Annotated in this window: 23 protein-coding genes; 11 read left to right on the top strand and 12 right to left on the bottom strand. The window is 55.5% G+C overall.

Annotated features, from left to right (window positions below; all coding sequences use genetic code 11):
* Window positions 1–43: 43 nt before the first annotated feature.
* The 3 genes from HFO99_RS30360 to HFO99_RS30350 are packed head-to-tail and all read right to left on the bottom strand — an operon-like array spanning window position 44 to window position 1,142.
* On the bottom strand, window positions 44–418 hold the full coding sequence (locus HFO99_RS30360) for a thermonuclease family protein (RefSeq protein ID WP_222365419.1): 375 nt from the start codon (window positions 416–418) through the stop codon (window positions 44–46).
* A gap of 27 nt (window positions 419–445) precedes the next feature.
* Complete coding sequence (locus HFO99_RS30355) at window positions 446–955, bottom strand: hypothetical protein (protein WP_222365417.1); 510 nt, start codon at window positions 953–955, stop codon at window positions 446–448.
* Window positions 942–1,142: a hypothetical protein gene (locus HFO99_RS30350; RefSeq protein ID WP_222365416.1), complete on the bottom strand. Its 201-nt coding sequence runs from the start codon at window positions 1,140–1,142 to the stop codon at window positions 942–944. The genes HFO99_RS30355 and HFO99_RS30350 overlap by 14 nt, the downstream gene beginning before the upstream one ends.
* 132 nt (window positions 1,143–1,274) lie before the next feature.
* Between HFO99_RS30350 and ligD the strand changes: the two genes are divergently transcribed.
* Window positions 1,275–2,327, top strand: coding sequence for a non-homologous end-joining DNA ligase (gene ligD, locus HFO99_RS30345; RefSeq protein ID WP_222365413.1), 1,053 nt, complete (start codon window positions 1,275–1,277; stop codon window positions 2,325–2,327).
* 44 nt (window positions 2,328–2,371) lie between these two features.
* On the opposite strand, the gene HFO99_RS30340 is transcribed toward ligD, so the two are convergent.
* Window positions 2,372–2,986, bottom strand: a complete 615-nt coding sequence (locus tag HFO99_RS30340; protein ID WP_261323397.1) for a hypothetical protein — start codon at window positions 2,984–2,986, stop codon at window positions 2,372–2,374.
* 65 nt (window positions 2,987–3,051) lie between these two features.
* The gene (locus HFO99_RS30335) at window positions 3,052–3,342 is read right to left on the bottom strand and encodes a CopG family transcriptional regulator (RefSeq protein WP_222365411.1); all 291 of its coding nucleotides are present in this window, start codon (window positions 3,340–3,342) and stop codon (window positions 3,052–3,054) included.
* A gap of 121 nt (window positions 3,343–3,463) precedes the next feature.
* Here HFO99_RS30335 and HFO99_RS30330 point away from each other — a divergent pair, with 121 nt between their 5' ends.
* Together HFO99_RS30330 and HFO99_RS30325 are read left to right on the top strand one after the other, a co-directional pair.
* On the top strand, window positions 3,464–4,939 hold the full coding sequence (locus HFO99_RS30330) for a HEPN domain-containing protein (protein ID WP_222365410.1): 1,476 nt from the start codon (window positions 3,464–3,466) through the stop codon (window positions 4,937–4,939).
* A gap of 145 nt (window positions 4,940–5,084) precedes the next feature.
* Window positions 5,085–5,327 (top strand): hypothetical protein, encoded by a 243-nt coding sequence (locus HFO99_RS30325; RefSeq protein WP_222365409.1) that lies wholly within the window; start codon window positions 5,085–5,087, stop codon window positions 5,325–5,327.
* Between the two features lie 44 nt (window positions 5,328–5,371).
* On the opposite strand, the gene HFO99_RS30320 is transcribed toward HFO99_RS30325, so the two are convergent.
* The 4 genes from HFO99_RS30320 to HFO99_RS30305 form a co-directional block, all read right to left on the bottom strand.
* Window positions 5,372–6,064 carry a hypothetical protein gene (locus HFO99_RS30320; protein ID WP_222365408.1) on the bottom strand — a complete coding sequence of 231 codons (693 nt, stop codon included), beginning with the start codon at window positions 6,062–6,064 and terminating at the stop codon, window positions 5,372–5,374.
* Between the two features lie 31 nt (window positions 6,065–6,095).
* The gene (locus tag HFO99_RS30315; RefSeq protein WP_222365407.1) at window positions 6,096–6,761 is read right to left on the bottom strand and encodes a hypothetical protein; all 666 of its coding nucleotides are present in this window, start codon (window positions 6,759–6,761) and stop codon (window positions 6,096–6,098) included.
* A gap of 136 nt (window positions 6,762–6,897) precedes the next feature.
* Window positions 6,898–7,452 (bottom strand): hypothetical protein, encoded by a 555-nt coding sequence (locus tag HFO99_RS30310; protein WP_222365406.1) that lies wholly within the window; start codon window positions 7,450–7,452, stop codon window positions 6,898–6,900.
* 13 nt (window positions 7,453–7,465) lie between these two features.
* Window positions 7,466–7,750: a helix-turn-helix domain-containing protein gene (locus HFO99_RS30305; RefSeq protein WP_222365405.1), complete on the bottom strand. Its 285-nt coding sequence runs from the start codon at window positions 7,748–7,750 to the stop codon at window positions 7,466–7,468.
* Window positions 7,751–7,972: 222 nt separating this feature from the next.
* Here HFO99_RS30305 and HFO99_RS34015 point away from each other — a divergent pair, with 222 nt between their 5' ends.
* The 3 genes from HFO99_RS34015 (at window position 7,973) to HFO99_RS30295 (ending at window position 11,694) form a co-directional block, all read left to right on the top strand.
* A complete protein-coding gene (locus HFO99_RS34015) occupies window positions 7,973–8,197 on the top strand; it encodes a helix-turn-helix domain-containing protein (protein ID WP_064829938.1) in 225 nt (74 codons plus the stop codon).
* Window positions 8,198–8,413: 216 nt separating this feature from the next.
* Window positions 8,414–10,873: a hypothetical protein gene (locus tag HFO99_RS30300; protein ID WP_222365403.1), complete on the top strand. Its 2,460-nt coding sequence runs from the start codon at window positions 8,414–8,416 to the stop codon at window positions 10,871–10,873.
* A gap of 503 nt (window positions 10,874–11,376) precedes the next feature.
* A complete protein-coding gene (locus HFO99_RS30295; protein WP_222365401.1) occupies window positions 11,377–11,694 on the top strand; it encodes a hypothetical protein in 318 nt (105 codons plus the stop codon).
* A gap of 115 nt (window positions 11,695–11,809) precedes the next feature.
* Here HFO99_RS30295 and HFO99_RS30290 read toward each other — a convergent pair whose 3' ends face one another.
* From HFO99_RS30290 to HFO99_RS30280, 3 genes are read right to left on the bottom strand one after another with little or no spacing between them, the layout of a single operon-like run.
* On the bottom strand, window positions 11,810–12,016 hold the full coding sequence (locus tag HFO99_RS30290; protein WP_222365399.1) for a hypothetical protein: 207 nt from the start codon (window positions 12,014–12,016) through the stop codon (window positions 11,810–11,812).
* A gap of 16 nt (window positions 12,017–12,032) precedes the next feature.
* On the bottom strand, window positions 12,033–12,440 hold the full coding sequence (locus tag HFO99_RS30285) for a hypothetical protein (RefSeq protein WP_222365397.1): 408 nt from the start codon (window positions 12,438–12,440) through the stop codon (window positions 12,033–12,035).
* Window positions 12,437–13,714: a tyrosine-type recombinase/integrase gene (locus HFO99_RS30280; protein ID WP_222365395.1), complete on the bottom strand. Its 1,278-nt coding sequence runs from the start codon at window positions 13,712–13,714 to the stop codon at window positions 12,437–12,439. The genes HFO99_RS30285 and HFO99_RS30280 overlap by 4 nt, the downstream gene beginning before the upstream one ends.
* A 260-nt stretch (window positions 13,715–13,974) precedes the next feature.
* On the opposite strand from HFO99_RS30280, the gene HFO99_RS30275 reads away from it, so the two are divergent.
* From HFO99_RS30275 to HFO99_RS34010, 5 genes are all read left to right on the top strand, one after another.
* On the top strand, window positions 13,975–14,445 hold the full coding sequence (locus HFO99_RS30275) for a RidA family protein (protein ID WP_222365393.1): 471 nt from the start codon (window positions 13,975–13,977) through the stop codon (window positions 14,443–14,445).
* Window positions 14,442–15,161, top strand: coding sequence for a glycerophosphodiester phosphodiesterase (locus tag HFO99_RS30270; protein WP_222365391.1), 720 nt, complete (start codon window positions 14,442–14,444; stop codon window positions 15,159–15,161). Before HFO99_RS30275 ends, HFO99_RS30270 begins: the two co-directional genes overlap by 4 nt.
* A gap of 177 nt (window positions 15,162–15,338) precedes the next feature.
* Window positions 15,339–16,529 (top strand): GNAT family N-acetyltransferase, encoded by a 1,191-nt coding sequence (locus HFO99_RS30265; protein ID WP_222365390.1) that lies wholly within the window; start codon window positions 15,339–15,341, stop codon window positions 16,527–16,529.
* A 55-nt stretch (window positions 16,530–16,584) separates the two neighbouring features.
* The gene (locus HFO99_RS30260; protein WP_170262092.1) at window positions 16,585–17,016 is read left to right on the top strand and encodes an HIT family protein; all 432 of its coding nucleotides are present in this window, start codon (window positions 16,585–16,587) and stop codon (window positions 17,014–17,016) included.
* Window positions 17,017–17,246: 230 nt separating this feature from the next.
* On the top strand, window positions 17,247–17,603 hold the full coding sequence (locus HFO99_RS34010; protein ID WP_222365389.1) for a DUF2750 domain-containing protein: 357 nt from the start codon (window positions 17,247–17,249) through the stop codon (window positions 17,601–17,603).
* The last annotated feature ends 341 nt before the right edge of the window (window positions 17,604–17,944 follow it).

Here is a 17,944-nt window from a genome sequence, read left to right as displayed (position 1 = left end):
GCAAGACGACGGACCGTCGCGACTTATCGGCGATATAGCTGGCTCAGTCGCACCAGTCATTTCTCCGTTCCGGATTCCACGACCGCGCGAAGCCTTCCGTGAGCAGCTTCCTCCCGATCTCCTCACCGTTCGTTCGATAGATGTTAACGAGAGGTCGGTGCGACTGCGTACGGTCAACCGAGCCGCTGAATATCACCCGCAGTCCCTTTTCAGCCAAAAACTCTTTCAGCCTTCCCTTGGCGATCAGCGCCAGTTTCCGTTCCTTCATGCACTTTGCGTGCGAACCGATCTCCGGCGTATCTATGCCCGAGACGAACGGAACACCTTCCCCCAGCAGTCGCATGTTCTGCCCATCGCATTTCACCGTGTCGCCGTCGACGACTGTCAGCGACGCGCAGATGATCAGCCCAGCAATCATTTATCATTCCCTTCTTGTGTTCCGAGGTCATCGCGAAACATAGCCGATGACAATGTTGGCGCCGCGGTGACCGCATTTGCATTTCAGGCGCGGACCTATTGCCGAAATCTTCGTATTCTTGCCGAGCCGCTTCTGCAGTGCCCATCGATCAAGTGGTCGTTTCCGCTTGCAATCCGCGTTCCTGCAAAAGGCCACCAGACCCTCCCATTCGACCAGATCGCCGAGAGCACGATCCCTCTTCTGCGCGTCCTCTGGCTTCACATAGCCATGCCGCCGCGCCCATTCCTCCGGGCTGTGGTGATAGGTGAGTCTGCACCGCTCGTAATATTTGTTTTCGGTGCGCTGGCATCCGAGGCCTTCTTTTGCGAGCGTCGCGAGGAGCGAAGGCATAGAAGCATTGCCATGCTTTGCAACGAGCTCGTCCCCGTCGAAGAATTTCAAAATCTCGCATTCCTCGCAGATCACGCCCACCCGCTTGCCTGCATATGACTTTAGCCCCGTGCCGGCGTCGGACGAATCCCAATCATCGACGGTCATAGTCCGGCCGCCATCCGCGGGTCATGCCTCGGCTCATGGCGCCCTCTGCCAATGCCAACTGCCGGCGAAGGTGACGAATATCCTCCAGCAGGGTGTCGATTGCGGCGTGCGTGTCGCCCCTATGGTAGGCGATCACCTCTGCACGCTCATCGTTTTCCACGGCTTCGCCGATCGGCTGCTCTCGCATATCCGTGCTCCATATTCAGTTTTCAGATTGGCGGCCGCAGCGCCGATGTTCTTATTATGTTCGCACGCCGATACGAGTCAATAATCAATCTGGGTCAATTGCTTTTTAAGACGTTGCTGATGGGATGGAGGCATGACAAAGCCGCCGAAACCCAAACCGCTCCTGCAGGATACTGAAAAGCCGGTTCGATCCCGCCCGCGTAAGCCGCGAGATCCAGCGCAGCCGAACCTTCCCCTCGATCCTATGCCAAATCGCATTGAGCCGTGTCTTGCGCTTCTGAAAGCAAGGCCGCCGAAGGGCAACGATTGGGTTTATGAAATCAAATGGGATGGCTATCGCCTGTCTGTTCACGTAGAGCCGACAGGCATTCGCATCCTGACGCGCGGCGGCCATGATTGGACGGATCGTTTCCCGGCAATCAAACAAGCGGCCCTGTGGCTTCCCGTTGGCACCGCGATCCTCGACGGGGAGGCCGTGGTTCTCGACGAGCAGGGCCGGTCGGATTTCGGCCTACTGCAACAATCGCTGGGCGGGCGGGGCGGCAAGAAGAGCTCAAGCGACGCCATCTTCATGGCTTTTGATCTGCTCTATTTCGATGGTCACGACCTCAGGAAGTCCGAGCTCGACGAGCGCCGGCGTCTACTCGAGGATCTGGTGCCTGCCGGTGAGCAGGGCGATGTCCGGCTTTCCGAGCAGATCGAGGCCGACGGTGATCAGTTGCTGGCGAGCGCCTGCGAACTTGACCTAGAAGGCATCATAGCGAAGCAGCGGCGCGCCCCCTATCGCAGCGGTCGCGGCGGCGAGTGGCTGAAGATCAAGTGCATCCAGAGCGATGGCTTCGTCATCGTGGGATATGAGAAGTCGACGGCATCCTTCGGGGGCATCGGTCGTCTGCTGCTCGCCGCGCGCAAGGGAAGCGATCTGGTCTATGTCGGGGGTGTGGGGACCGGGTTCAACGAGCGATCCGCCGCCGAGCTCCGGGAGCAGATGGACAAGCTGATCATCGCCAAGCCCGCTATCGACACCGGAAGGAAGCGGAATGCGGTCTTTGTCGATCCGAAGCTTGTTGCCGAGATTGAATATCGAGCCTGGACACATGACGGGAAGCTGCGGCACGCTTCTTACAAGGGGCTGCGCGATGCGGCTGATAAGGCGACGGTTTATCAGTTGGACGACATACGCTAAGGTTCAACACCGGCCAGCCTCGTCGGTCGGCAAACAGCCACCCCTCAGTCTTTGCTAGTAACTTCCACTTGATCCCTTCTGTTCGGCCCTTTGATTCTCTTGGCCAGCAAAACGGTCGACGAGATCCCACCGCTCAGCATTTTTAGAAGAACTATGTTGAAAAAGGTGAGAAAATACGCATTCCCGAGGGCTGTTGTCGAAGCGCCTGCACCGTAGACCGGTAAAGGAATGAGAAAAATAAAAGAAACGAAGGTGAGCACATATGCCAAGTCCGCTTTCACAACGCTTTTTAGATCGGCAACTATAATTTCTCGGCTCAATTGGGAGGAAATGATATAAATCGAAAACAATAGTGTCTTCACGGCCGTAAATGTGATCAGAGAAAACGAAAGACATGTGTAAAGGGCGACCTGTTCTGGATGGTTCTCCGCCAGCCATGGCAGTTCATAGTGGTATTTGGGTAGAATAACCAACAAGTATCTTAGGTGCGGGGCGATGTAATCCAGTACGCCTCCTCTGGTCAGCCAAAGAAACAAGATCGACATAGACAAAATAGCCATATCGAGGGGTGGACCGCTAATATGGCTCTCGTATCGTTTGATAAAGTTCTCATTCTGAAGGCGAATGAAAAGGTCAACTCCGGCCAAACTTTTAAACATATTTACATACCAGCCTTTGATTCCGGACTATGCCTATTGAAAGTGGCGGTCGAGCACAACGCCCGTCAACCATTCCCGTCGACCTCTCCATCTTCGTCGAGATCGTGGATCGGCAGATAAAGGTTCTTCTCCATCCACTCCCGCACAATAAAACTGATCGCATTATTGCGCGTCATGCCGAGCTCGCCGGCCAGATCTCGCAAGGCGTCCTCGATATCTTCCTCCATCGAAACGGCCGCGGCATTGCGCAGCCGCAGCGCAGCACGACGAAGCATGATCTGGATATCCGCGCGCGGGATGTCTGCGATCCGGTCGGCGGCGTCCTCTAGGAGCGTGGCGGTGTCAGATGAGGTCATCAATAGGTTTCTGAATGTCGACTGCCAAGCATTGATCTATCACAAAGATCCAAGCTATTTTCAATCATCAGGCGACTGTTGAGTCTGCAAATTCTACCACTGAGTTGCCACAGGGAGCGATATGGCCGACGAGATCTACTTCACGAAAGAAGAGAGCACAGCAGTTGCGGATGCTTTCCTAAAAGCCTTTACAGACCTCTATCCAATAGCATCCCTGAAGGCCGAACGTGCGCTAACGAACGTCGACAAATACCCTCAAATGAACTTCAGAGACAACGGGATGCCCTACTTCTCGTCAGTGTGGCGGGACAAGGCAAGACCGGATTACGAGTGGGCCTTAAGTGGTGGCAGCCTTTTGGCATCCGCCCTCAGCTCAATCGATGAAGGAAACAATCTCGAGCCAGTTAAAAAACTCGGAAAGATACTTTGGGACATTCCTGCTTTCAGGACGCGCTTTAAAAAAGAAGATGCTTGGTACGCCGAATACGAAGCGAAGAAATTAGTTGAACAAGCCCTCCTGCGTTATCTTAACTGCTATGGGCCTGGCAATGAACTCGACCCGAGCAAGGCCTGGATTGTTGCTCGACAGTTTCTGTTCGCACTAAGCGCCGGCCGACTACCTCTCACACTTGTTATTCCGATCCTCATGCATAAATTCGAGACGGACCACTATAGGCTGACTGACGACGCTTACATTTTCAAAATGCGCGAACCATTCCAGCTTGCGCGATCGGTCAGCGGCTATTCTACTGGTGGAGTATCACGAAGCGTCGTCCACTCGGCAACTCATGCGTTTGTTAACATGAACTGGAGTATAGGCAACCAACCCTCGTCGGACCTTGGGATGTCGCTGACTGAGACGAGTGAAGCTGCATTCGAGGTGATCGACTCCTTTTTCGCAGCCCTTCGACTTGCAACTGATGCTGTCGCCGGATACGCGCAGATATTACAGGTGCCGCGCGGCTGGGGCGTTTCGTATAAGTGGGACTTGCCTGCGATGTACATTTCAGAGAACCGACGCTACCCGATGTTCTACGACCGAGCGTATTCACGAAATGACGCAGTGAGGTCAGTTCCCGAAGATCTAATGCCAGACATTCGAGAGACCTATCATCAGGTACTGGCCAGCAAATCGAACAAAATGCAGCTGGCTCTTCGCCGTCTGAATGCTTGTGTGACCCGAGATGATGACGTTGATGCTATCCTTGATGCGATCATTGGGATCGAATTGCTTCTCGGTGACGAAAACGACTCCCTGACCTTCAAATTGAAGATGCGGGTCGCGGGCCTCTCAAAACTCACGGATGGGCGATTTCCACCTGAGGCTTCTTACAAGGAAATGGGAAAGCTCTACCAAACGCGTTCCGCAATCGTCCACGGAAGCTCACGAGGCAAAAAGAGTAAGGATATCGAAGCAGACACAAGGACCGTTTATGCCAGTCACCGAGATCTCGCCACGCGATACCTCCGAATGGTCATCAAAACGCTTCTCGAACATCCACAATATCTCTCACCGCAATTGATCGACAGACAGTTGCTCATCGGCGTTGACGACGAACCACCCGCACAAGAGGACATTCCAGGACTAAACGTTTGATTGGTTGCAGTCGGCCCGTGCGATATCGACGTGAGGCGCTGTGCAGTTCGCAGAGGGTTCGCGTCACGCGGTTTCCCAGGCAGTGCCGCTCAATGTAGCATCGCGATCGAAACGCGCGTCACTGGGCAAAATATTGGAGGTGAATATGAGCTTGGACGGATTTGACGAGTTCGATGAGGACACCGAGGCGGCTTTAAAATGTGACATCGAGCTAGATATCCAAGGCCACAGAACTCCACGAGAGGCAGCCAAGGCTACGGCTGCTATACTCCGGGCATTAGCTGCGAGCATCGAGAACGGTCAGCTTGACACCGGACACCATCCGGTCATGAACCTGGACCAAGAACAGGTTGGGGAAATCTACCTCGATTTCTACGGCGTGGGTTGATGGTAGATTTCGCCCCTGTCGGTGCCGTCCCCTGTGGCATGCGTTCACGAAACCGTCTTCTCGCGTTCGAACACTCGCTTTAACCAGTCACCTCGCTTCTCCTGTTTGAGGATCGTGGCGCTGCCTTCGATTCTGACTGATCCCTGTGCCACAGGGGCGAATACGCCTATGGGGACAGGGACTTCGTTGGAGTTCAGCGACAGATCGAAGCGCGGCGGTGTGTCGGGATTCAGGATACGCAGGTGCGGGTTGCGGTTGACCTGGAAAGAAGACTCCGGGTGCTGGATATATCCGCGTGAAACGAGCGTGTTCGTTTCGTGGTCGATCTTCATCCCTGGGAAGAGATGCAGCACAAGCTCGTCCGACTTCTCCACAGACAGGCAGTCTTCACCACCGAGAAAACGTTCAAGTATGAAAGTTGGGATGCGCGATGACCTTTCTAGCAGCGGCAGGTCTCGTCCTATCAGCGCGCCGCGAAGCGCGTTTCCTGCGTCGGTCACGACGGCATCTGCCGTCTCGTCATAGCGGAGAATGCCCACGCTCACGACGGCACAAAGCTGTACGAGTTCTTCCGTGGTTGGCTCGACACCCCCTGTGGCAATTTCCTTCAGGTGGGCGACCTGGTGCTTGCGAGCGTAGCCAAGCTTTTCCGCGAGGTTCGCGATATTTTCACGGCCGAGCGCGGCCACGATCGCGGCGGCACCGTCTCGCTGTGTTGCACGTAGTCTATTGATCATTGGATTTTCTCTCTTGGTTTCGTTCAGCGGGTTACGAGAACATGATTTGCTGCTGGTCGCATTCGAGCTCGTCGGCCATGCTCTTTCGGAACGCCTTGAGCTCCTTCGCGTTCAGACCGCGAACCTCATCCTGCCCGAGGAGTTTGCGGCGATTTTTCATCTTCTCCTCGGTTAGCTCTTCGTGGGTTTTGCCTGCTTCGCGAAGCTTGCGGACGATCTTTTGCATCCCCGAAATCTTCTCAAGCAGGGGATCGATGTTGATTTCCGTCATCGTGGCCTTCCTTTCGTTTTTCAGAGGAATGTTGATTTCTTCGGGCGTTGGATCGCGGCAGGCATTGACCGTGCATGATGGATTTCCGGGGCGCCGATCATCGCCGCAGAGGATGGAAATCTCATCCAGCTTGCCCTTCTTGAGTCCACCGCGCGTATATCCGATGCTGAATCCCCGGCACTTCTCGGCAAGCTCGTCGTCCTGCACCAGGACCTTGACGTACATCCCGATACCAGTGTGGAAAGCGTCAATGAGTACGGCTTCGGTCGCCCCCCTGTGGTTCAGCCATATTGGGGTGCTGAGATCCTTGGCGAATGCCTGCGGAGATTCGAGGCATGTAGTGTCAACGTACTTCTTGCCGAGAACCGTTCCGGTTCCGTGGTTCTCGCCAGTCGTGTAGGCGTACCCTTCAATTACCTTCGCCATTTTCAGTTCACCTTTTGTTCAATCAAGAAAAAAGACCGACAGGGGAGCGAGGCCTCAGCTGCGACCCTGCCGGATCGGGCAAAGGTGTGGTGGTCTACCAGAGACCCAAGGAGCCACGTTGCCTTTCGCCCCGATTTCATTGTTTCCACACGATCGTCGGAGGCAGAGGCTCGCGTAGCTCCTCAGGCCGGTACATATCGAACAACTCGGCAGTGACAAATCCGCGCTCTGCTCGATACTGTGGAGGAATATGATAGCCTGCATCGTATGTCTGATACTCGAACCTAACGGTCGGTATGAAAGCCTCACCCAAGTTGATGCGCATACGCGAGCCATCAGTGCCTATCGCAACTTGAGGGGGTTGTTGCTCGCGTATACGCTTATTGAGCCAGGCAATGATGCTATCGGCATCCTGAACCTTGCGCCCCTGTGACTGCAAGCACTCGACCAGACCCCACTTCATGACGATCTCGTCCATTTCGGGGAAGGCCCATTCGCCAGTCCCCTTTGACACGTAGTCGCGAAGATCGGTCAGAGATTGCATAACGTAGCAGGACCGCTCGATTGGCGTTATGCCCAGCGCATAGCTGTCCCAGAGCTCGTCAGGAACGCAAACGGCACGCCCCTGTGGCAAGCCGTGGACCTTGAGTGTCAGCGCCGCAGCGGGCGTCATTTTGATGCCGAGAAACATTTACTCATCTCCCTCACAAGATTGGCCTGACCACAGGAGGCAGGACCTGCTTGTGCAGCGCCACGTCGACCGTGATGGCGAAGTGATCGCAGAGCTTCTGGAAGGTCGGGAGCGATGGCATGCGCCGGTCGGCGATTATCCCGTAAAGCGTCCGTACCGACACGCCGCATGCCAGGGAAAGTTCTTCGTACTCAGCTGCCGGCACGGCCTTGATTTTGCGCTTGACGCCATCGAGCAGCATCATGAGGTCGATAGACACAGCGGCACCTGTGGGCTCAAGTTCAACAGCATCACACATCGGTATCTCCTACGTTTAATTTAACGTGATGATAACGATATTGTCATTGTCGACAATGACATTTTCATTTCCATCTGACTATATTTTGTTTCCGCATCAGTATACGACGGTTTAATATTGTTAATACTCGGATGGAAACGATTTTGTATTTGACAGATCGAAATTTAATTCGTTATTCGTTCGAAAATCGCAATGAAATTCAGCTGACGAAGGCAAACGAACATGAGCACGAAACAAGTTACACTTGCCGAAATCTCGGAAACAGTTCGCACGAAGCTTCGCGAGCATCCGAGCGTTACAGCGCTCGCACGCGAGCTCGGATTCCTTCCAGGAACGCTACATAACATCATGACAGGACGGCGCGTAAACCCACGGCCAGAGGTCGCGGATGTTCTTTGTAAGCATTTCGGGATAACGCTTATTGCCGTCACTAAGGACGCAGCGTAATATCGTCAGCACTCATCCCCGTGTCGCCCCTGTTGGCATATGACGCGGATGAGGAATCGAAGCTCTTGCAGCCTCGCGTTTGATCCAAACCGCAATGATCGAAAAGAAAAACCCCCGAACTTTCGTCCGGGGGCATATCAACTGCGATATTGCAAAGGTAGTATTGGAACTCCTTGTATATCGCACGGATCAACCGCGAATGCAAGGAGTATTATTGTGTCTATTCATCAAACTATTCTTCTTATTCCAGGTAAAATCACCCACGAAGCGAATATCCACGCTGAATTGCGCAATGTGCCACAGTGGATATTGTGGGAATTAATTCCAGAAGGACCTAAACTCAAAAAGTACCCGCGCGACTGGCGCGATCCAAAATACAATGTCAGCGCACACGACAAGAAGTACTGGACGACGTTTGAGAACGCGGTCGCCGTCATGCGCGCTGATCCAGAAGGTCGTTTCGGGATCGGGTTCGTGCTCGACGGTTCTGGTTACCTGTGTATCGATCTTGACGATCATGCAGGGGCCGATCAGGAAGCCGTGAAGCGAGGGCAAGAACTCGTCGACCATGTGCTTGCCGTGACAGGCGGAACATATGCGGAAATGTCGCTGCAAGGCGCAGGCAAACATGTGTTCCTTAAAGCAACGTTGCCACACGGGCGAACATATGGCGACCTTACAGCGCACCTGAATATCGAGGTCTACGCGGCAGGGTTCATCGCGATCACCGGCAAAGTATTGAGCAGTTGGCCGACGCCTATCGCTGACGGTCAGGCGATTGTCGACGAGTGGCAGCTCCCTCCCCCTGTGGCAAACATTGGATCAGTCGAGAAGACCGAGGCACTCGGACGGCGACTCGACCTCCCCGATAAACAGGTCATCGAAACGCTGATGGTTCGTCGCCTTGCATCGTTCAAAACGCTCGCCACAGAGGGCGATCTGGTCGAGCGTTCGGACGCCTTCGCATATCTCGTTGGCGACCTCGACAAGATTACTGGCGACCCTGAGCAGATTGATCGCATTATCCGCAAGGCGCCTGTCTTCAAAAGCTCCCATAACAGTTCCCGCTACGAGCGTCGGACATATTCATTCGAGCACTGGGTTAGGCTGGCTCGCGCAACGAACAAAGAATCCATCCCATATACGGAATTCATCACGCGGGAACGTCGGTTATTTCTTGAGTCGATCGCATCCGACATTTCCCGTCGAACACAGGCACCCTTACCCCCGGAGGTGATAGCGCAGCAGGAATTGCCAGCCGATGAGCTCGCTGGCTTAACGAACGACCTGCTCTGCGGATTGCCCGAGCACGTCAGCGGCCATGACGCCTTTGAGCATCTGGTCTATTGCAGTGAGCGCGGCTCGAAGAAACCGTTCCGGCTTTTCTCGGAAATAGCGACGATCGGAGCTTTTGGTGCGCTCCTCGCCCGGAAGTTCAAGTCGACAGACGGCACGTCCACGATGCCGATGGAAATGCTGATAGCCAGAACAGCTTCGGGCAAAGGCGAAGCTTTCAATTTCTGGTCTTCGCACATCAGCGCGCGAGCAACGCCCGACAGCCCTTCAAAGATCGTTGCCGGACCTGCCTCATCGGCAGAGGCGCTGCATGGTCTCATCCAGAAGACAGGTTCAACCCTTTGGATTCGTGCTGACGGTGACGCCGATGTGCAGATGCTAGCGAAGCCGACCGACGCTAATCAGAAGCGTTTCCGGAACTACGTATATGAGATGTTCGATGCATCTCGGTATGGACAGGCTCCAATGGCACCGCCTGAATCCATTGCCGCACAAAAACGCGGAGACCAGCCAATCCACAACGCATGCTGCTCGCTCCTGTGGTCAACGACTCCCTACGCCTTCGCGCAGGTCTATGACCTCGATGTCCTTTCAACAGGTCTCGGGTCGCGCGCGATCATCACTGTCCACGATACGCATAGCGGCGAGCTTGTGCCTGACTCGCAAGTCGTCAAAGAACTCGACTCCCGCGCCAATAACATCCTCAATCAAGTTCACCTCCTCGCAGATGAGATCGATACGGCCTACCGTCGAAGCGCAACTGATGGAGACTCCTATGTCCGACAGGTAGGGTATGACCAAGAGGCAGCCGAGTTCATATGGACGCTTGAGCAAAAGCAAACTGCGATCCATAGAAAGGTGGACGACAACGAATACCCGCCCCACTACGCGGTTTTTCTGCGAACCTCGATGCTCACCAAGAAGCTCGCTTTGCTGAGCGCCCTCATTCGATTCTTCGACTTGCCACAGAGTGGGACGGCGCGTCCGATAATCACGAAGAAAGATGTAGAATGGGGTCTCGCTCGCGTGGTCCGTTCAATGCGCACCCTCGCGAAGATGTTCGATGATGGCAAGCTAGGCAAAGGTGGTGACGCCGCGCGCCGTGCAGCATTCAAAATATGGGTTCTCTCATTTGTCGATCCCAAGAAGCCGCCGAGAGACAGCCGCATCACGCAGGAAATGCTCGACGGTCGGATAATGCCGCACTGGTGGCTCAGGGTGCGCGCGCAAAACACGAAGGTCTTTGCCGATCACCCTTACGGCTTGGATCACGCTTTGAGGGCGACAATCGCGAACCTGATTCTGGAAGGCGTTCTTGCAGAAGTTTCGGCCCCTTCGGGAGGCAAGCGATATCAACTGGTGAATGCAGAGTTGTTGTGATCGATTCCGAACGGCAGAGAATCGTCAGTGAAAATAGGGGCAAAATCGCTTTGCATGCAAAGTACACCTATATACACGTTTTCAACTGATATATCTGCCCTTCATCCACTAATTATGCAATGTACAATGTTCGATATTACTATATTGATTTCACTCTATATTTGCTTTGCACAACGCGACATGAAAAGTCTGCACAATATGCAATGTATTAGGGGCAAGACAGTAGCCAGCTTTGCATAAAACCGCCCTGTTTATGCAAAGTTATGCAAAGCTGTATGCAAAGTTATCTCGGCGCAATTGAACCGCTGCGCCCTCCCTCCCAATGTGCCGATCAAAAAAAAAATCGCAACCAGATACGGACATCTGTGAACACTCTAGAACGCTCCCGAACAGCGTTCCAATCCACACCTAAGTTGCTGTATCTACAAGACTAATTGACAGGCCTACCGGAGTCTCTAAGCTGGTCCTGCAAGTTGCAAACCAGCTCAAAAAGGAGACAGGAAGTGCCTAAGTTTATAATGGTGACCGAAGTCGCGGATTTCGGGGAAGATGTGTTAACCAGACGGACGTTGATAAACGCTGACCAAATCATCTGGAGCTATGACGGCATCGAAGAGGTCGGTGCGTACATCGAGCTTACCTATCTTGAAGAACCGTTGGCTGTAGCCGAAACCCCGGAAGAGATCCTCGCGCTGATCGAAGGACGCCCCCTCCCTAAAGCTCCCGTCGGAGGCGGAGACGCGATGAAAATCGTTCTGGCCAGCCCCATGCCTGTGGCAACCGGGAAGCAGTTCCCACAATCGCCCGGTGACGCGATTTAACGCCAAGTCCGCCCACTGGACCGGTCAACGGCTAACGCCCGTCACGCCGCAAATATGAGACCATGAAAAACCCCGCTGTATGGCGGGGCTATTTAGGTTCGGTGCTCGAGGCGCGCTAAACGTCGTCATCATCGACTGGCTGCTGAGAAGGATCATACTCAAATTTTGGAAAGACGAGTTCATCCAACTCCTGGAACATACTTGCCCGAGCCGCTTCTAGCTTTTCTCGCAAGACCGGCGAGTCGGTCAACGCTGCCAACCGCGCCTCCACTGCGGCAAGGTTCAGCTCCAGTGTGATCTTATCAGAAGCGATGTTCGTCATCTTTCACCTCCATCTCCTATTCGAGGTCGGGCAAGTGCGCCGACTGCTTTCGCCTTAGCGCATCTCGGTTGGCTTCGTGCCATTCCTCGACCGTGATGTTTTCGAATCCGGGCATCACCTTGAACCCTGCATCAACGGCGCGGACCTTCTTCGGATCGATAGGCGGGCTTTCGGCAGGCGCGGGCTGGGCCGGTTCGATCTGCACCCCCTGTGGCCCCTCTTTGAGCTTCAAGACATCCTCGCGGCGATAGAGAAGCCCTTTCGGTTTCTTCCCCCGCGCAGACCAAGACACAGGCTCCAGCTTGAACTCGTCTCGCAATTGCCAGAACCGAGTGCGCCCGACGCTGAGCAGGGTCATTGAATCTTCGATGGATAAAAGCTCGCCTTGTGGGGCGGGACGATGGGTACGTTCCTTCTTAGTCATGCTGCTTGCTCCTCAATCCCCTGTGCAGCAGAGGTTTTGTCAATCTTGTTGGCAGTTTCGTTTGAACTACCATCGATGAAATCGGCCCAATATTGCAGGGCAGCGCGACGTTTCGCGAGGCCTGGTGCGCGGCGGTATGCCTTAGCAGTCGCATCACCGACCTTGTGCCCGAGCGTTTCCTCGGCTGTGTTCCAAGACACGCTGGTTTCGTCGCCGAGATATTCGCGTAGCGAGGAACGGAACCCGTGAACCGATACCCCTGCAGGAAGCAGGTGCTGAAACGCATTGTGCGATAGTCGCGGGGATCGCAGATCCGCCCAAACATGGGCAGGGGTTGCTACAGGGTTGCGAGAATGCGCGTTCACCCCCGAGACCATACAATCGACCATGTCGAGTTGCTGTCGCAGTATCTCGACCACCCTATGAGTTAGGGGAACCACGTGTTCGCGACGTTGCTTCGTGCGCTCAGCGGGGATGGTCCAGGTGAGCTTCCCGAGGTCAAGCTCCTCACGCAGCATGCCGGCAACTTCCTCCTTACGAGTTCCCGTCAGGATGAGGAGTTCAAAGGCGCGGGCGGCGCGGCTGTCCCTGGCGCGTAGCGTTGCGACGAACGCCGGGACATCGGAATACGGCATGGAGGGGTTGTTGCCACCCTTGTACTCAAGCGACGTGAGGCGACCGACGCGAGACGTCATGGCGGGGTTATCTTCGCGGAGTTCGGATGCGACGGCCGTCTCCATCGTGCGACGGATCACGGAGAGGGCGAACTTCTTGGTCGTGGGCCGGTCATCGAAGACAGCGAGGGCCTTAGCTATATCTATGCCCTTTACATGTTTCACTATCATCGAACGCAGATCGCCTAGCTCCTTGACGACGCGATCCCACTGCTCGACTGCGCCATCGAACGTCCATTTCTTGCGGAGGATCTCGCGAGTGTCATTGGCGCATTGCTCGAACGTGACAGCCCCCCTCACAGCTTCGGCTTCGGCTGTCGCACGCTCAAGCAGGGGATCAAGGCCCTTGGCGATCATACCCCTACCCTCTGATGCCTTCTCACGAGCATCAGCCAGGGACACAGTTGCGAGCGTGCCGAGACCCATCTCACGACGCTTGCCAGTGACAGGGGAAGTGAACTTGAACAACCAGCGCACCCCGAACTTGTCGATAACGAGCGTCAAACCACCCCCGTCATTATGTGCGCCGTAGCCTTCAGTTCCCTTCTTGATTGTGGATTCAATTCCTCGTGTCGAAAGCCTATGTAATTCCCTTGCCATCAAAAGGCTCCTATGATCATTTCGACCGAGGTAAGATCCACCCTGTGGCATCATACCTCGCATTGTGTCTTGATCGTACCCCCATTCTACCCCGCATTTGCGTCCTGCACATTTGCGAATAGATGTGAACACTCACGAACACAATAAGAAAATAATCTTGGGAAATCAATAACCTAAGACACACGAAATGAACAATGAAAAACGCTGCAAAACACTGCCTTGCAGTTTTAGAAGAATTGACAATAAAAGCGGAGACGAAAATGTCCGATGAAATAGCAGCGCGCCTGATTGAGATGGGGATAACCCTGCCCGAAGCCGCAGCACCTGCTGCAAATTACGTTCCCTATGTCATCAGCGGCAATCTCCTCTACATCTCCGGCCAGCTACCGCTCGAAGGCGGCAAGGTCGCCGTATCGGGCCATCTCGGCAAGACCGTCGACGTTGCAACGGGCCAGCGCGGCGCCGAACTCTGCGCCATCAACATCCTTGCCCAGGCGAAGGCGGCACTTGGCGGTGAACTCAGCCGTATCCGGCGCGTCGTCAAGCTGAACGGCTTCGTCGCCTCGGCGCCCGACTTCATTGAGCAGCATCTCGTTATCAATGGCGCTTCGAACCTGATTGCCGGCGTGCTCGGCAAAGCCGGCAAACATGCGCGTGCTGCTGTCGGCATGGCCGCCCTGCCGTTGAACGCCGCCGTCGAGATAGACGCTATCATGGAAATCGCCGAATGACCAATGCTGCCTGGATCAGGGACCTGCCGGTCGCCCATCGCGGCTATCACGATCTCAACACCCATATCTGGGAAAATACGCTTTCGGCATTCTCGCGTGCCGTCGAAGCGGGCTTTGCGATCGAATGCGACCTGCATTACGCCTCCGACGGCGTGCCGGTCATCTTTCACGACGAGGACTTGCAGCGCCTCTGCAATCTCAGCGGCGACATCCGCGAGCGCACCTCCAGGGAACTCGGACTGATCGCCGTCGGCGGCACCAGCGACAAGGTGCCGACGCTGCGCCAGCTCCTCGACCTCGTCAAGGGCAAGGTGCCGCTGGTGCTGGAGCTCAAGGGCCGCGAGGCCGATGACGAAGGTTTCGCCGAAGCCGTGCTCGAGGTGCTTGAAGACTATCAGGGCAAAGTGGCGCTGATGAGCTTCGACCACTGGCTGCTGCGCGATCTGAAGGCGCTTGGCTCGCCCTACCCGCTCGGGCTGACCGCCAATGGCAACACGCCGGAAGCGTTCAACACGCATGCGAAGGCAATGGAGATTGGTCTCGATTTCATCTCCTATTATTATGACGACCTGCCGAATGCCTTCATCACCGGCGAACGCAAGAAAGGCATTCCCGTCATCACCTGGACGGTGCGTGACGAAGAGGCGCGTCGACGCTCATTCGCCAATGCAGACCAGATGACCTTCGAGGGCTTCGATCCGCGTGTGGCTGCTTGACACTCGCTTTTTGGCCAAGATCATGCGCAGACTGCTGCATAGTTCCTTAAATCGGATCGATTTGAGGATAAAATTATGCAGCAACTCAAAGTGTTACAGCGTCCTTTGCGCGTCTGAAAGACGCGGCGCTGTAAGGCAGAGCCGAGACTATCCTCCCACAGGCTTCACATTTGCCCCATGACTGACGAACTATCCATTCGCGTAGAACGCTCCTTCACCGCGATTTCCCCGGAGAGCTGGTCCAGGCTTTCCGGGGCTTCGAAGTCCTGCAGTACGCTTGCCTACAACCCGTTCGTTTCGCACGCCTTTTTATCGTCGCTGGAGGATTCCGGTTCGGCCGACGCCGAGACCGGCTGGCTCGGCAACCATCTGCTGCTCGAGACCGATCGCGGCAAACTGATCGGCGCCCTGCCCGGCTACCTCAAGAACCACAGCCAGGGCGAATACGTCTTCGACCATGGCTGGGCCGACGCCTTCGAGCGGGCCGGCGGGCGTTATTATCCCAAACTTCAGTGCTCGATCCCGTTCACCCCGGCGACAGGCCCGCGTCTTCTTGTCGCCGAGGGGCTGCAGCGGCTGCCGATCCAGAGCGCTATCGCCGAAAGCCTGAAGGAGGTCGTGCGCCGGCTCGGCATCTCCTCGGCCCATATCACCTTCGTGCCGGACGAAGAGATCGGCGTCTTCGAGATGGACGGCTATCTGCACCGCACCGACCAGCAGTTCCATTTCATCAATGACGGCTATGCCAATCACGAGGAATTCCTCGAAACGCTTGCCTCGCGCAAACGCAAGGCGTTGCGCAAGGAGCGTCGCGCCGCACTCGAAAACGGTATCAGTATCGACTGGCTGACCGGCAGCGACCTGACAGAACGCATCTGGGATCAATTCTTCAAGTTCTATATGGATACCGGCGGGCGCAAGTGGGGCCGGCCCTACCTTACCCGTAAGTTCTATTCGCTGATCGGCGAACGCATGGCCGACGACATCCTGCTCGTCATGGCCAAGCGCGACGGGCGCTATATCGCCGGCGCGATCAACTTCATCGGCGGCGATACGCTCTACGGCCGTCACTGGGGCTGCATCGAGGATCATCCCTTCCTGCATTTCGAGGTCTGCTATCACCAGGCGATCGACTTCGCCCTTTCGAAAGGGCTGAAACGGGTCGAGGCCGGTGCGCAGGGAGAACACAAGCTCGCCCGCGGTTACCTGCCGGTGACAACGCATTCCGCCCATTATGTCGCCCATGCCGGCCTTCGCCGGGCAATCGGCGACTATCTCGCCCGCGAGCGCACCGACGTCGAACAGATGAGCGAGTTGCTGAGCGAGCATAGCCCGTTCCGCAAGGGCGAGCGTCAGCAGGAGGATTGACGCCGCCGCAATGGTCGCGCTACCCGAATAATCTGGAAACGAGGAGATTTTCGTGATGACCAGCCCAGCCGCCTATGACGACAGCAACATCTTCGCCAAGATCCTGCGCGGCGAAATCCCTTCGCACCGGGTTTATGAAGACGAGCATACCGTCGCGATCATGGATGTGATGCCGCAGGCGCCGGGCCACGTGCTGGTCGTTCCGAAGGCGGCGTCGCGCAATATCTTCGATGCCGATCCCGCCACCCTCACCCGTGCGATTACGGTCGTCCAGAAGGTCGCCAATGCGGTCAAGGATGTTTTCGACGCCGACGGCGTTTTCATCGCCCAGTTCAACGAACCGGCCGCCGGGCAAACGGTGTTCCATCTGCATTTCCACGTCATCCCGCGGCTTGAGGGCACCGCCCTGAAGCCGCATTCCGGCAAGATGGAGGACGGTGCCGTGCTGGCCGCCAATGCCGAAAAGATCAGGGCAGCGCTGGCGTAGGGTTACCCGCCGATGTCACGCGAGGGCGGACTCAAACTGACAGCCTGTCCTTGCTTAAAACGGTGATTTTCTGGATATAGTGCTGGAAATAAGCTGAAGGTGCTTAGTGACCAGTTCGCAAAGCGTGCTATGCAAAAGTATCGATCTCGCCTCGGCGAGCGCGGCATGGCGCGCCTTGATGGCCGCTCAAACCGACACAGATCTCTTCATTTACTCACTTACGTAGTCCTATGAGCCTTGCGGCAGCCCACACCCACGCATTTTTCAATGAAGTCACACAGAGTGGGTTCGTATGGACTATTCGTGACGAAGCAGGCTTCCCAACGTCAACAAACCAGTCAAATGAAGCGGCCATGCCGTTCTGGTCGTCAGAAATTCGGGCTCGACGCATTATTGATCAAGTGCCCGCTTATAGGAGGTTCACTCCGCACAAGCTCCCAATGGAGGTGTTTCTTGATCGTTGGCTGCAAGGTTTGGAGCAGGATAACGTGAGAGTCGGTATCAACTGGAGTGGTGTCCGTGCAACCGGTTTCGATATTGCACCTGCCGATGTTCGCCAACGTCTACATAGCGCGTCAACTCGCTAATCTTTTGAGTCTTTAATTTTATCCTTAAATCGATCCGGTTTAAGGAATTATGCAGCAGGCTGGCTACGACACCTACAATGCCCATCCCCTGTCACCTTCGTGCGTGACCGCTGGGTGCCCCGAGATCGCCGACTTTCTCGCGGTCGACTACACTAGGCGCTCTGAGGAGTGGTGATGCAGGGTTCAGAAATCGGCATAGGAGGCGATCATATCCGATCGCACCCCTGCCACACCACCCGGCATGCGGGTCCGCACCGGGCGGTTCGAGAGATTGAGGTTAGGCGAGCCTGGGCATTCCAAGTTGGTCGGCCCATTTGATCGTGAGGACGGTGTTGAGGAGC

This window comes from Rhizobium leguminosarum, from assembly GCF_019798305.1.
In the GTDB taxonomy this organism is placed as follows: Bacteria; Pseudomonadota; Alphaproteobacteria; order Rhizobiales; family Rhizobiaceae; genus Rhizobium; species Rhizobium leguminosarum_U.
This window is presented reverse-complemented; position numbering and strand designations above follow the sequence as displayed.

Coding starts and splice junctions, on each gene's coding strand:
- HFO99_RS30310 (WP_222365406.1), bottom strand. CDS start 7,452: ATGTTTCTCGGCATCAAAATGACGCCCGCTGCGGCGCTGACACTCAAG.
- HFO99_RS30325 (WP_222365409.1), top strand. CDS start 5,085: ATGAGCTTGGACGGATTTGACGAGTTCGATGAGGACACCGAGGCGGCT.
- HFO99_RS30350 (WP_222365416.1), bottom strand. CDS start 1,142: ATGCGAGAGCAGCCGATCGGCGAAGCCGTGGAAAACGATGAGCGTGCA.
- HFO99_RS30340 (WP_261323397.1), bottom strand. CDS start 2,986: ATGTTTAAAAGTTTGGCCGGAGTTGACCTTTTCATTCGCCTTCAGAAT.
- ligD (WP_222365413.1), top strand. CDS start 1,275: ATGACAAAGCCGCCGAAACCCAAACCGCTCCTGCAGGATACTGAAAAG.
- HFO99_RS30305 (WP_222365405.1), bottom strand. CDS start 7,750: ATGTGTGATGCTGTTGAACTTGAGCCCACAGGTGCCGCTGTGTCTATC.
- HFO99_RS30335 (WP_222365411.1), bottom strand. CDS start 3,342: ATGACCTCATCTGACACCGCCACGCTCCTAGAGGACGCCGCCGACCGG.
- HFO99_RS30265 (WP_222365390.1), top strand. CDS start 15,339: ATGACTGACGAACTATCCATTCGCGTAGAACGCTCCTTCACCGCGATT.
- HFO99_RS30320 (WP_222365408.1), bottom strand. CDS start 6,064: ATGATCAATAGACTACGTGCAACACAGCGAGACGGTGCCGCCGCGATC.
- HFO99_RS30360 (WP_222365419.1), bottom strand. CDS start 418: ATGATTGCTGGGCTGATCATCTGCGCGTCGCTGACAGTCGTCGACGGC.
- HFO99_RS30285 (WP_222365397.1), bottom strand. CDS start 12,440: ATGACTAAGAAGGAACGTACCCATCGTCCCGCCCCACAAGGCGAGCTT.
- HFO99_RS30315 (WP_222365407.1), bottom strand. CDS start 6,761: ATGGCGAAGGTAATTGAAGGGTACGCCTACACGACTGGCGAGAACCAC.
- HFO99_RS30260 (WP_170262092.1), top strand. CDS start 16,585: ATGACCAGCCCAGCCGCCTATGACGACAGCAACATCTTCGCCAAGATC.
- HFO99_RS34015 (WP_064829938.1), top strand. CDS start 7,973: ATGAGCACGAAACAAGTTACACTTGCCGAAATCTCGGAAACAGTTCGC.
- HFO99_RS30330 (WP_222365410.1), top strand. CDS start 3,464: ATGGCCGACGAGATCTACTTCACGAAAGAAGAGAGCACAGCAGTTGCG.
- HFO99_RS34010 (WP_222365389.1), top strand. CDS start 17,247: ATGAGCCTTGCGGCAGCCCACACCCACGCATTTTTCAATGAAGTCACA.
- HFO99_RS30275 (WP_222365393.1), top strand. CDS start 13,975: ATGTCCGATGAAATAGCAGCGCGCCTGATTGAGATGGGGATAACCCTG.
- HFO99_RS30280 (WP_222365395.1), bottom strand. CDS start 13,714: ATGGCAAGGGAATTACATAGGCTTTCGACACGAGGAATTGAATCCACA.
- HFO99_RS30355 (WP_222365417.1), bottom strand. CDS start 955: ATGACCGTCGATGATTGGGATTCGTCCGACGCCGGCACGGGGCTAAAG.
- HFO99_RS30290 (WP_222365399.1), bottom strand. CDS start 12,016: ATGACGAACATCGCTTCTGATAAGATCACACTGGAGCTGAACCTTGCC.
- HFO99_RS30270 (WP_222365391.1), top strand. CDS start 14,442: ATGACCAATGCTGCCTGGATCAGGGACCTGCCGGTCGCCCATCGCGGC.